Origin of the sequence: Novipirellula sp., assembly GCF_041583735.1 — a bacterium.
GTDB lineage: Bacteria > Planctomycetota > Planctomycetia > Pirellulales > Pirellulaceae > Novipirellula.
Genome location: NZ_JBFHFD010000009.1, coordinates 1 through 13358, shown reverse-complemented (window position 1 = coordinate 13358; position 13358 = coordinate 1). Strand labels below are relative to the sequence as shown.

9 protein-coding genes are annotated in these 13358 nt (G+C 55.3%); 2 read left to right on the top strand and 7 right to left on the bottom strand.

Translation table 11 applies throughout. The annotated features are described in order from the left end of the window. Window positions 1-9: 9 nt before the first annotated feature. The 6 genes from ABX962_RS01695 to ABX962_RS01670 form a co-directional block, all read right to left on the bottom strand. The gene (locus ABX962_RS01695) at window positions 10-2655 is read right to left on the bottom strand and encodes a DUF1592 domain-containing protein (RefSeq protein WP_372716016.1); all 2646 of its coding nucleotides are present in this window, start codon (window positions 2653-2655) and stop codon (window positions 10-12) included. Further along, window positions 2652-4058, bottom strand: a complete 1407-nt coding sequence (locus ABX962_RS01690) for a DUF1501 domain-containing protein (RefSeq protein ID WP_372716014.1) — start codon at window positions 4056-4058, stop codon at window positions 2652-2654. The genes ABX962_RS01695 and ABX962_RS01690 overlap by 4 nt, the downstream gene beginning before the upstream one ends. Window positions 4059-4069: 11 nt before the next feature. After that, window positions 4070-6928, bottom strand: a complete 2859-nt coding sequence (locus ABX962_RS01685) for a PSD1 and planctomycete cytochrome C domain-containing protein (protein WP_372716012.1) — start codon at window positions 6926-6928, stop codon at window positions 4070-4072. A 272-nt stretch (window positions 6929-7200) separates the two neighbouring features. Beyond that, window positions 7201-8880 (bottom strand): FecR domain-containing protein, encoded by a 1680-nt coding sequence (locus tag ABX962_RS01680; RefSeq protein WP_372716010.1) that lies wholly within the window; start codon window positions 8878-8880, stop codon window positions 7201-7203. Next, entirely contained in the window at window positions 8880-9449 is a 570-nt protein-coding gene (locus ABX962_RS01675) for an RNA polymerase sigma factor (RefSeq protein WP_372716008.1), read from the bottom strand. The genes ABX962_RS01680 and ABX962_RS01675 overlap by 1 nt, the downstream gene beginning before the upstream one ends. Before the next feature lie 187 nt (window positions 9450-9636). Continuing rightward, complete coding sequence (locus ABX962_RS01670; RefSeq protein WP_372716007.1) at window positions 9637-9795, bottom strand: hypothetical protein; 159 nt, start codon at window positions 9793-9795, stop codon at window positions 9637-9639. A gap of 144 nt (window positions 9796-9939) precedes the next feature. Between ABX962_RS01670 and ABX962_RS01665 the strand changes: the two genes are divergently transcribed. Then, complete coding sequence (locus ABX962_RS01665) at window positions 9940-10296, top strand: helix-turn-helix domain-containing protein (RefSeq protein ID WP_372716005.1); 357 nt, start codon at window positions 9940-9942, stop codon at window positions 10294-10296. A gap of 665 nt (window positions 10297-10961) precedes the next feature. On the opposite strand, the gene ABX962_RS01660 is transcribed toward ABX962_RS01665, so the two are convergent. After that, complete coding sequence (locus tag ABX962_RS01660; protein ID WP_372716003.1) at window positions 10962-12458, bottom strand: AAA domain-containing protein; 1497 nt, start codon at window positions 12456-12458, stop codon at window positions 10962-10964. Window positions 12459-13027: 569 nt separating this feature from the next. On the opposite strand from ABX962_RS01660, the gene ABX962_RS01655 reads away from it, so the two are divergent. Further along, window positions 13028-13358 (top strand): LexA family protein (locus ABX962_RS01655; protein WP_372716001.1); only part of this gene is annotated, 331 nt, incomplete at its 3' end.

The window sequence follows — 13358 nt, the reverse complement described above, 5'->3', positions numbered from 1 at the left end:
GTTCGCTTCCTACTTAGATCGAAATGTGTTGCTAAGGACGACTTGCTGGAGCAATGAGCGAACCGGAAAACCATCGTCCTTGGTTTCAAGCAGAATGCCCTCGATAACGCTGCGATCGGCGAACGAGATGCCCGCACCGGTCGCGAATGTCATGAACCGCTGCGTCAAGTTGCGAGCAAGTTGTTCATCTTGCCCGGCGAGGTAGCGACGGAATTCGTGGATGTCTTTGAAGGCTTGCCCTTCCTGAGTCACGCCCGACGCATCGACAGGCAGCCCCCGTTTGTATTGAACCTTGCGAAGGGCAACTATCAAATCAACGTTCTCGCCCTTCTCGAAACTGCGATAGTGATCTCTCCACTTGCCCATCACGTCAAAGTTTTCTAGCGCGAAGCCCGGTGGGTCGATCGCTTTGTGGCAGCTTGCACACGATACGTCTCGGCTGTGTTTCGCTAACAGCTCGCGCACGGTGGTTGCACCTCGCGTGTCGGGTTCAATCGAACCAGCCCCCGGCGGCGGTGGCGATGGCGGATTTCCGAGAATACGATCCATCACCCACACACCTCGCAGCACCGGTGATGTTGTCAGACCATTGGCCGTCACCTTCATCACACTCGATTGCGTCAGGAGTCCGCCGTATGGTGAATCGGGCGGTAGTGCGACTGGTCGGATTGCTTGTCCCTTCACGCCGTCGAGTCCATACAGCGTCGCCAAACGCTCGTTAATCATCACGAAATCGGAATCGACAATTGTCTTCGCTGGCAGGTTGTCTCGAAGCATTTTTGTGAACGTTGCTTCGGTTTCAGCGACTCCCGAATCAACCACGTGGTTGTCCGAAAAGTATTCGGGAAACAAATACCGATCCGGCGATGTGTCGTGTACGTTTCGCAAATCAAGCCACTGGCCAGTGAAGTCACCAACAAAACGCTGCGATCTCGGGTCGCCGAGCATTCGATCAAACTGGCTTTTCAGTCCCGCGTCGGTCAGCAATTCTCCGGAGGACGCGGCTGCCAAAAGCTCTTCGTCTGGCAACGAACGCCACAGCAAATAGGAAAGCCGAGACGCGAGCGCATTGCCATCGAGTTCGCCGGTGTTCTCTTGCAGATACAAAAAGTCAGGTGAGCAGAGCGCGGCCTTATAAGCCAATCGCATCGCGTCCTGAAAGCACGCCTTGTCATTGATGGGACCTTTGGCGAACGCAAGACAACGCTGCACTTCAGATTCCTCCGGTGCTCGTCGATACGCTCGCTTCATAAATGACCGCAAAAGTCGCTCAGCATCTTCGAGTGGATGCTCCGAGACCACCATCATCATGTCAGGCGGCAACTGAAACGTTTCTCGAAGCCCGTGTTTGTTGGCGGTAAGGTCAGGCCGATTGAGCGGTTCGGGTGGGCGCAAGCCGCTGTCTTCTGTCCACTTGCGCATTGGCAATTCACCGAACAGTCGCCGGTAACTTTCGGAGGGCCACGTTTGACTATCCGCATCTCCTTCGCAAGATTCATCGGCGAATGGGCCTTCGATTTCAAACCAATCAACCGCGATGCCGTGACCACGATAGGTTTGCATGAACCCTTCGTGAGCTTCCCGTTGGCTCTTGGGATCCTTTTCTTTTGTTTTGAACGAAACCTGTCGATCGTCCATCGTCGCACAAAAGAAGTCCAGTAACTCGTTTTCGCGTTGCCACGCCGTGAATTCGACAATGCCTCCGTCTTCGCCTTCAGGCACATCGAATTTTGCCAACACGCGTTTTGCGGCGGTTAACATCCACGCGACTTGTCCTTCTTCGGGTGGCAGCAGCTCGCCTTTGTCCCACAGCGCCGCCCGACACCGAACGCGGAAGCGATACCATCCCGGAATTCGTTGCGACGTGTTGCGAATGTGTCGCGGCGTTTGCGCACTGTTGGGTTCCTGCCAAAACCAAGTCCACTCGGGCTTGTTTTCCAGGCTGCCGATTCGTTCGCGCCAATCCTTGCCGAGGTAGCGACCTTCTTCGCTGAACCACGTACGGACGGTCGTCGGCTTGGGCGCGGGTCGCAAGCGCATCGCACCGTCAATCGCCACTTCAGCGGCTTCCAGGTAGCGAGCGAGTTGCACATAAGAAATCTCTTGTGCCGCGGCCACATTGTCGAACCCGTGCGACTCCGGATCGGGAGGCAGCATCTCTTTGAGTTCCAACCACGGAGCTGCCAAAAGATCCCGCATCGTATTTTCGTATTCAATTGGATTGAGTCGACGCCCGCCGACTCGTCCGCGATTTGCATATCGCTGCATCCATGCTGCGTTCAGAGCTTCCGCCGTCTTCCGAACAAAACTCGCGATGTCTTCCTTGTCTGGCCGCTCCTCATCTTCCGGTGGCATTTCCCCAGCAGCAACGCGATCATGAACCTTCGCCCACTTCGCAAGATTCACCGGGTCATCAGCATCCAGCTTCATGTCGGCCAGAATCAACCCACCTTCTGCGTTTCCATTCTCGTGACAGTGAACACAGTGCTGTTGAATAAACGCATGACCAACTGGTGATCCAGTTTCGTCTTCCGCGCAAACTGCTGGCGGCAGCAGGCAATATCCGCAGATAATGCCCAGCCATGTGATCATGCGACTTGTCCGCATGATCTGCAGGCACAAACCGTAATCGTCCTTCGTTGTTACCGTATTCATGCGATAAGATCCTCAATGACCTTGCCGCCAAATTGACTCAGCTGCTTGAAACGGCCAGCGTGGTAGTAGGTGAGCTTGTTGTCGTCGAGGCCAAGGAGTCGCAGGAGCGTCACGTGGAAATCGCGAACGTGATGAACTTCGTCGACAGCCGTCATCCCTAACTCGTCGGTTGCTCCAATGGTGTGGCCTGCGTTGCAGCCTCCGCCGGCCAGCCAGATCGTCATGGCGTGAGGGTTGTGATCGCGTCCGTAGGCGACTCCTCCGCGAACACCATTGTCGGGTGTTCTTCCGAATTCACCGCACCAGACGATGAGCGTGCTCTCCAGCAGGCCGCGTTCTTTGAGGTCTTTGATCAATGCCGCAATCGGCTGGTCGACTCCGCGTACAAGGTTTCCGTGGGCTCGTTCGATGTAGTCGTGACTGTCCCACGAACCGTTGAACAGCTGTACGAAGCGAACACCTTTTTCGACCATCTTACGAGCCAGCAGACACTTTCGACCGAACGCATCGGTGGCGTCGTTGCCGACGCCGTACATTTCGAGCGTCTTTTGTGATTCGTCAGAAATGTCGATGGCGTTGGGCACTTCCGTCTGCATGCGAAAGGCAAGTTCGTAGCTCTCCAGTCGCGCAGCCAGTTCTTCATGTTGAGGATGCTGCTGAGCGTGACGGCGATTCATCGACGTGAGTAAGTCAAGGTTCATGCGCTGCCGCTCGGGCGAAATGCCTTCCGGCGGTGACAGGTCAAGGATCGGCGATCCCTTCGGTCGCAGCGGCGTGCCCTGATAGAACGCGGGAAGGTATCCGTTGCTCCAGTTCGCCGCGCCGCCCTGCGGATAGGAGATTTCCGGCAGGACCACAAAACCGGGCAAGTCCTGATTTTCGCTGCCTAGTCCATAGGTGACCCACGCACCTAGTCCCGGATCGCCGCCAAAGCGATTTCCGCAGTTCATCTGGTACATCGCGGTCGGGTGATTGACGCTGTCGACTTGGCAACCGCGAAAGAAGCACAGGTCGTCGGCAACCTCGGAAAGACGTTCCCAGTTGTCCGCCATGTCGGCTCCGCTCTGACCGTGCTTACGGAATTTGAACGGACTTTGCACATAGTAGCGTTTACCGCTTTCCATCGCGGACTTCATTTCACCTTCACGAGTGAATTCCTTGAGGTGCAGTTTTTCGAGCGCGGGCTTGGGGTCGAAAGTGTCGACGTGTGACGGCCCGCCTTCCATCATCAGAAAGATGCAGTTTTTGGCCTTCGCGGGGAAGTGACCCTTTTTCGGTGCAAGCGGGTTCGGCTTGTCATCGGCCCCAGAGTGTTCGGCGAGCAGCGAAGCGAAGGCAATGCTTCCCAAAGATGTGCCGAGACGAAACAGGCTTTCGCGTCGATTGAGGTAGTTCGTGTTCATGTTATTGCCAATCAGTACACATAGACAAATTCGTTGGAGTTGAGCATCACCAGACAAATGTCGGCGAGTGCTCGGATGTTTCGATTGACATCACTTGGTTGCAGGTCGGGTTCAAACTCGTGGTTGGAAAAGAGTTGTTCGTCGAATGTGAAACGTTCGCCCGTGTTCTCTTCCACCGCCTCGCGCTTTACCGTCGTCAGCACCGGCGGGCTGGGGCGAGCCTGCTGGGGCAAAGTGGATTTCAGCTTCTGCCAGTGAGCCATAAATTCGGTGGCTTCGTCGTCGAAGGGTTGGCGGCTCAGAACCAGTTCAAAGCAACGTCGGATCGCGTGCTCACTCTCTTGCACGTTGTTCTGGAAGTTATTGCCGTCGACTTCCTTCGACACTCGATTCGCCAGCGCCAACGCGCGGGAGTACGAGTTTTGTCCGTTGAACAGGCTGAAGACCTGTGGCGTGACGGTGGATGCTTCTCGCCGTTCGCAGGAGAAATCGGGAGCGGGCGAGTTGAAGACTTCCAGCATCGGGTGCATCAGACCGCGAAGTTTCATGGCGTAGATGCTGCGGCGGTGTCGCTGCTGCGGTTTTGGGTTGGGTATCCACGCCGGCGCGAACGTTCCCATCACCATCCGCGGCTGAAGTGCGACTTCGATGTTGATTTCCGGCCGACACGGGATGCCGCCGAGGGTTGGGTTCAATTCGCCGGTGACCGCGAGCATCGAATCACGCAGTTCTTCGGCGGATAGGCGTCGCGGACGGAAGACGGCGATCGACTTTCCCTCCGGATCGAGCTTCCCAAGTGATTCGGGATCGGGATGCGAACTGCTGCGTCGGTATGCTTCCGACAGCATGACGCGTCGGTGCAGCGATTTGAACGACCAACCCTCATCAACAAATGTCGCTGCCAGATAATCGAGCAACTCAGGATGCGTCGGTCGTCCGCCGGTGGAACCGAAGTTGTTGGGGTTTCCGGCGATCGGTGAACCGAAGTGCCACAGCCACACGCGATTGGCGATCACGCGCGATGTCAATGGGTTCGCGGGATTGGTCACCCACCGAGCGAACTGCGTTCGGCGACCTTCCACGTCCGTCGGAATATCGGCCGCCGCCTGATCTTCGATGACGCTCAACACCGCCGGAGTCACCAGCGGGCCGGAACCAAATGGATCGCCGCCGGTCAGAATGCACGATTCTTCCAACTCACCCTTTTTTGGATCTTTCGGCATTCGCAACGGAGCATACACCGCGTCGATATCGGGTGTGTGCCCGTTGTAAACCGAAAGTGCGACCGGCTGATAGCGGTCCAGTTCCCACTTCAATCGCTCCATTCCCTTGCGAGCGACCGTCATGCTGCCGATCTCGTCAGGCGTCAAACCAACGTGCTTTGACGGAAATTGATCCTGCGGAATACCCTGCTCGACGAACAGGTTACGAACGTGGCCGAACGGTTCAATACGTTTCTCGTTCTGAGCCTTTGCAATCGCCTCGTCCCAGCGCCGGCGATACTCGACAAATTCGGTATCGCCCTGCTCGATCTTCTCCGTGAACCACTTTTGTCCATTCTCAAGCAGACGCTCGTGTGTCCGAATCAGCACATCGATATGTGCCTCGCGCCGCTGCCCAAGGAATCGCTGTTCGTCGAAACCCGCGACGTTTTCCTTTTCGCTGAACGGGGTTTCGCGATCGGCCAGTTGCGTGGTCGCGAAGACTGCTTGAATGCTGTAGTAGTCACGCGTTGGCACGGGATCGAACTTGTGATCGTGACAGCGAGCACATTGCAGTGAGTGCCCCAGAAACGTCTCGCCAACGCTGTTGGTGACATCATCCAGAAACCGCTGTCGCGCGATTTTGGGGACTTCCATTCCGGTCAATTCCCACGGCCCCATTCGCAGAAAACCAACCGCGACCTGACCCTCCGGATCGTGAGGCATGATTTCATCGCCCGCGATCTGTTCACGCACGAACTGATCGTAAGGCTTGTCGTCGTTGAACGAACGAATGACATAGTCTCGATAGCGCCACGCGTTGCCGCGTTCGTAGTCGTTGGCAAATCCCGACGAATCGGCGTAACGCACGACATCCAGCCAGTGCTGCGCCATCCGCTCGCCGTAGTGAGGCGACTTCAGCAAACGGTCGACGACATCAGCGAAGGCATCTGTATCCGATCGTTCGTCATCGACGAACGCAGTGACTTCTTCCGGCTTTGGCGGCAACCCGGTCAGGTCAAATGTTGCTCGCCGAATGAGCGTGCGACGCGACGCCGACGGCGCGACTGAGAGTCCCTTCGGCAACGCGCGTTCGATAAAAATGTCGATAGGGTTTCGGTCGCGAAGTTCTGCATCAGTGAACTCGGTTTTGCGGATCGGCTGATACGCCCACAACCCTGCCGGGTCGTATTTTCGATTTGACCAGTCGTCGGCCAAACCGCCGGATGTTTTGACGCTAATGCCATCCTCGACTGACCAGGCATCTGTGTACTCCGCATGAATCGCTGCCTGTCGTTCTTGGGAAGGCCACCTGGCACCCGACTCGATCCAATCATGCAGCCACTGAAGTTGTTCGTCGCTCAACTTCTCCGATTCTTTCGGCGGCATCGCTGACCAGTCGTCGTGATCTCGCCGCGATGCAAGATAGATCGGACTTTCATCAGGTTTGTTCGGCACGACTGCAGACTCGCCACTATCACCGCCTCGCTTCAACGCGCTGGCAGATCGGAGGTCCAACGAACCTTCAATGAACTCTGGATCACTGCCGTGGCAGGCGACACACTTGTCGCGAAGTAAAGGAGCGATGCGGCGAACGAACAGAATCTCGGAGCGTTCAATGGCGTTGATTTCTTCGCCAAACGTTTCGGGCATTGGAAACGTAAACATGGTGAGAAGGACCGACATGACGACGGTCAATCTCGCAATACTTGAAAAACGCAACATGGTGTCGGCAGCCTCTCGCTGTTGGTCTTGCGCATGCAGTGGCGGGATGTCGTCGATGCGATTGATCGCGTAGCCCGACTTGCAGGTTTCGAGCTTGCGATTTTGCTTCGCCCTCCCGCCACGCGGGAGGGTCGGGCGCAGGGCAACTGGTCGGGGAGAGCCCTCTGCGGGCATGAGAGCCGGGCTCTCCCGGAAGGAACGTAGAGACAGTCTTTTCATTTTACGTTCTCCACCATCGGAGCCACACTTCGCCACGTGGGGCCGATTCGCAGTTCATCCACTAAACGGGCTGTCTTGCCTTCACTGCTGAGCAGGATGAGATCCAAATTCGCGTCCAATTGCACATCGCGCGTCACGACATGCCACGTCGCTGGTTCGGCATAGTCCAAGACATCCGATTCTCCGTAGACACGGAAATAGATCTCATCCTCGCCTTGCTTCCGTGCCACAATCTTGCCGATCCAAAGCGTGGTTTGTTCGGCTGGGAGTACCAGGGGACTGGTATGTAAAATGCCAGCACCTGTCCTGACGGTTGGTCGATAACCGGGGCCGTGTCCGAAACTGATCGCTTGACCGTCAAAATCGGCTGACGAACGCAATGTCAGTCGCAAACGTTCTCGCGGCTGATCGCTGTCCGTTCGACGCTCGGTTTCTCGAACCATTAGACTGAAGAACGCGACGCCATCGCGGTCAAGCCTGATCTGCTCCGCCAGAGGTCGCACATAGTAGACTCCCCCTTCGGGTAACTTGAGCGAACCAAGCCGACCGCCAGGAACGGGCCATGTAACGTTCATCTCGCCATGAACGATTTCAAAATGATCAGGCGAGAAATCCTCTGCCGGAAGTGTACGCTCCTTTGGTAAACGCTTTCGCCATGGTCCAGCCCAGCCTTTGCCAACCACGCTGTCTTTTAAGGGAAGGATGCCAGGCGAATAGTTGAATCCTTCATAGGCGGTCAGTAAATCAGATCGCGAAGTTGGATTCACACGCCGAATGAATTCTTGAAACCGTGGCGAATTCATTGGAACCGCACGCGGGCGGCCGCTTTTGTCGATGGCAATGCCTTCACCGGCCTGCAAGATTTTGGCTAGTTCGTCCGCAGCATCAATTGGCCGATAGCTGACTTCGCCATCCAGCACATGCACTTCCGTGTCGCCAACACGATTCACCTTGACCGCGAACTCCGTTCCAAGATCGATCACTTCGCTTGTCGGTGTTGTAAGCGTAAACCCTTCCGCTTCCTCCTCCGCTCTGACCACAACATCGCCCAACAACAATTCAGCACTGCCGGCCGATTGGAGCAGAAGAGAGGTTTCGCCAGTCATCACAATTTCTGCGCCGCCGTCAAACCGGATCACAGCTAGGCCCGACTTTAAATTGAGCATTTGCGATGAAAGACGTCGGCCCTCGGCAGGAGAGCCGCTTGCGCCCCAGGTGCAATTGTCCTCAAGTAGCACGGTTGCAATGTAGCGTTCTGCTGTTGACTGTGCGAAAAGGTTGCCACCGGCTGGCTCATGTACACGACTAGCAAAGAACCAAGCCAGCCCACCAAAAAAAATGGAAACCGCTACGGCGACCGCCAGAAAAGACTGCTGCCACCCCCAGGTGTTTACTTTCGGCACTACGGTTCCCGGCCTTCCGCGAAGCTCCGAAAGGACGTCCCCAACGAATTGCTGGCCGTCATTTTCGACAATTGAAACCGTGTCGTTGATAAATTGCTTATCGTCAAACGGTTGTAGGGCGAATCCAAGTAGCCTGTGCTCTTCGTAAAGGTCGCCCGCACGCACAAGCAGCTCGGAATCAGACGCCAACAAATCCTGCAACGAGGCTAGGCCCTCCTCGTCCAATTCGCCTTCCAGGAATCGCGTCCACAACTCGTCAAATTGCTGAGACATTAGACTGCCTCCTCGGCGAACTTCTTTTCGATACAGTCGTGCAATTTCTGCCGCAGAACGAACAAGTGCTTCTTGATAGCCCCAACACTCCGATTCGACCGCTCGGCGATCTCGGCCAGAGAGAGTTCCTTGGCGTAACGCAAGTCGAGAATGTCTCGTGCGTTGCCTTCGACCGTTTGCAAACACTCACGTAGGTGTGACAAACGAGCGAGTTCTTCAGCAACGCCTTCCGCTCGCCGATCTAGTTCCTGACTCAGTGCATGCGGCACGTATCGGCTGTGGTAGTCAGCCATCCTTCTAAGTCGAGTGCATTCAGCCATCAATTGATAGCGAGCGATCGTGAACAGCCACGCCCGAAAGTCAGTCCCGATCTCGTACTCGTCAATCCGATTGAAAGCCGCTACGAAGGTTTGCTGCGCAACATCATCTGCATCGCCGCCCGGTGGACATCGCGAAACAATCCAAGCACGAACCGGTCGCTGACAAACACGAATAATTTCCGCGAAAGCGTCAAGGTCACCAGCGACAACACGTCGAATCATCTCGTCCAAGATCGGGGGCGTTTCCATCTGCACCTCTAAAAAGCAGCCAAAAACTCAACAAAAACGTGAGTGTGCCCCAGAGATAGCAGTTCCTAAATGATGGTTACCCTAAAACTGCAACGATTAATCACACGCCGGCATGCATCCGTTCACGAATGAATCATTCTTGCGGAGTCATGATGCTATTCTACTCGTCGTAACGTGCGGGTCGTCATCACGTTTCATGATGCAAAGAATCTCGATAACTCGGCAGCGATAGGTTGAGGATCTGAGTGAGACGGGGTTGCGAGACTTTGCCTAACTCGGCAAGTTCGATCGTGTCCTGTGCCTCGCCGCGCCGCAGCATTTCGTCCATCCGAATTGCGAGCGCCATCAAATGTGAAACGAACTACAACGAACAATCGAAAAGTGAATCAATGTGACCAAACGTGTCAACGCAGCCGTGTTCAATGAGCAGATCGGATGAATTTGTTAGGAAAAAGAGGCCAATAACGTGTATACAACATTGAGAGAGAAAGTGCGAACGACTACGTTTGGAGCTCGGTTGCGAGAAAGACGGATGGAGAAGCGGATCACGCTTCGGAAGTTCGCAGGCATGATTGGGGTGTCGCCTACGTATCTATCCCAAGTCGAGAAAGGACACTTCAACCCACCGACGGCCAATCGCGTTCGGCGAATTGCCAAAATCCTCGGTGAGGACGCCGATCTATGGATTGCTCTTGCCGATCGCGTTCCGGAGGACGTTGACGGAATGGTGAAGCGGCATCCTAAGGACATGCCGGAACTGATGCGTCTGGTGATCGGAAGTACGCCCGGAGAATTCCAAGCCATTAAGGAAGCCGTCCGCAACATTCGAAAACTGAACGTTGCATAAGCGGGCCTCGTGGCACAGCAGAGCTCACTAATGGCTGTACCGCGATGAAGCGAAGAGGCTAAGCGACGATCCAAATCGGGCGAGCTCAAATCAGGTTGAACGCCCATCAATCAACGAACAGCATACGTCACAACTTGGGGAATCGTCACGCTCGCGTGTGTGTTCCTGGAGTCTCTGGCTGTTAACCCCAACGCGGTTTGTCTGTTGGGCAAGACAATTTTGCATCTGGTTAACAGATTACTGTTAACCCGCCCAGCAAACTTCCTCGAACTTCCAGATCGAAAAAGGCATTGATCGAACCGGACGGATATGCTGTAATACCTTACCGTTAATTGGTTTACAAGATTTAGCAAACCGAGACTTGTTCCGGAGACGGCTGGGATCGGGGAGCTAAATTTCAAAAAGCGAAAACTCTCGCGAACCAGTTAACGCCCGTCGGTCCAGCATGACCCGCGGGCGTTTCTCGTTTCCGCCCCCTTTTTCGCGGTCTTTCGCCACCACGGCTACCAAATCCCAAGTCCCAACTTTCGCGGAGAGAGTCCGGGCTGCCGAATCCAACCACCCAGGTTCGTCCCGCACCCCAGAGACAACCCCGAGAACTCTCTGTGTCTCTGTTTGACATCCCGGTCTCGGTTTACACGCCTGGGTCGGGCGATGGTCCGACCTTAGCCAACAAACAATTTGCCAGCTCGCTCCTCGATCGCATTCTCCTCAGCCAAGTGACCTAGCTCAGTTCGAATGGCCGCCTGAAACGGCTGGCTGTTGCTCATACCGAATGCCTTTGCGACGGAACTGAATGTCTCGGCCTCGTCGGTCCCTATGTGATCGCGAACCACCGCGACGATAGCGGCACGCAATTCTTCCGGCGCAATATTCTCGACCTTCCGAAGTGCCGCGTTGTCGGCATCTCGCCGGTTTCGCACAGGAAAATCCTTTTGTTGATAGCGATACAGAAAGTCGCCTCGCCGCTCAAGCTTTTGCTGGCCGGCCAACAACGTTGCAGCCGCTGTCAGCTTCCTTTTCAAGGAAGCGACAAGACGGCCGCGACCGAGAATCGAAATGCACCGACGTCCGGCTTCGTCGATGTGAATTGGTGATTCGATCTGAACGACTCGATCGATTAGTGCAGCAAGTTGGTTTTCTGCTAGATCTGCTGGTCCACCGTCGAAACCGCGGACGTCAAATGCTGCCTCTCGGTAAGAATTGCTGCCCTCCTTGTAGTCCTCGTCAGATTCGCAAACCTCGACCCGCTCCCAGAATGAATCTTCATCGATTGGCTTTACCGTTACTCTCTGTTGAATGACTGTCGCGGCCTCAGCTTCTGCTTTGTCGACTTCGTCCCAGTGTTTTTTCGCATCCGCGAGCGAATCGATCACTTTTGCCAATTGTTCTTCAGGTCGCTGGAACCAATCCGTGCTCCAAATTCGGTGGATAATCCACCCTCTCGACTCAAGGATTTGTTGACGAATTCGATCGCGATCTCGTACCCATCTGGCGCTGTGATACTGGGCACCGTCACATTCAATGCCCAGCAAGTATCGACCTCGTCTCTCCGGGTCTCGGATGGCCAAGTCAATCAAAAATCCTCCCACACCGATCTGATGATCAACATCAAGCCCTCGATTTCGCAGAGCTTTTGCAACTTGCTCTTCAAAAATACTGTCCGCGTCGCCGTGAGACTGCGTCGCATCCAATCGACCATGCTCCGCGTAGTTGAGGTACATCTTCAGAGCTGAAACACCTTCGCTCTGGGTGCGATTTAAGTCGATGTCGTCCGCTTTGAGCGAAGTGAAGACTTCGCAGGCAGCCGACGCACGGCTAATCAACACATTGAGGCGTCGTTCTCCGCCTTTGCGATTGAGAGGTCCGAAATTTTGGGCGAAATAGCCGTCTTGATCTTTTGCGTATCCGACAGAAATGAAGATGACATCCCGTTCATCGCCCTGAACATTCTCGAGGCTTTTTACGAAAAAGGGTGCCATTCCGCCGAAGGTAAAGAACTCCTCAACGGAAGGATTCTCTTTTCGACGAACTTCAAGCTCGTCAATGATTGCATCCCGCTGGGCAGCACTAAAAGTTGCGACGCCGAGCGACATTTGCGGACGCTTTTCTGCGTGTTCCATCACGGCGTCGGCAACAGCTGTAGCTTCATTTCGGTTCACCCTTGATCCGCCACGGTCGTACCATCCATCGGGTACATAGCGGAGTTTACCAGCAGATCGTGATCGAGAACACGGCGGCGCCGGGGGCAAATTGGATGATGGAGCAACGAGGTTCACACGAACTGAGCTTTTTGGCCCATGCCCTCAATGAACCGCGTGCTCACTTCGTCATGCCGCTGCTTCTAGGGTCGCTTTGCGATCACAGCGGTCGGCCGTGGTTTCAGTCCTCGGTCTATGAGTTCGTACCGGCCGTCGAAGGAATCAAGACAACCAACATCGGCGGCAAACCGATGTTCAAAGCCAACCTGCACCCGGCACACCGCCGAAGTCAGTCGGCTGCGCAAACGAACCCGCCTTCAACTGACCGGGGATCGCATCGCGGTCCGATGTCCACTTCGTTTATCAGCGCTAATTCAAGATTTTTTCCCTGCAAATTACGGTGCTCAATGGTTTGCTAGCAAAATTTAGCTTGTCGGAATAATCGGTAGGACTAGATTAGTTGTAGCACGAAACGAAGTCTATCAGCGCGAATTCAAGCCGCCACATTCAACCGCCAAGGATGCCGATTCATGAAGCGAGCCAAACCAAGCCGGGGACGACCACGCCAAACCGAAATCACCGAAGGCCAATCGCGAGCACTCGACGTACTGTCCGCCGCGATCGATCGCCATGGCATCGCACCGACGATGACCGAACTCGGCGACCGGCTTGGCATCAGCGCCGCCAGCGCCCATCAATTGGTTCTGCAACTGGAACGCAAAGGCTATGTCGCTCGCCAGCCCAGGAAGGCTCGCAGTTTGCGGGTGCTTCGCCGGCCGAGCCAAACGCTCGCATCGATGACGAGTGTGCCGATGCTCGGCGTGGTGAAAGCGGGGCCGGCAATGCTCGCAGAAGAGAATT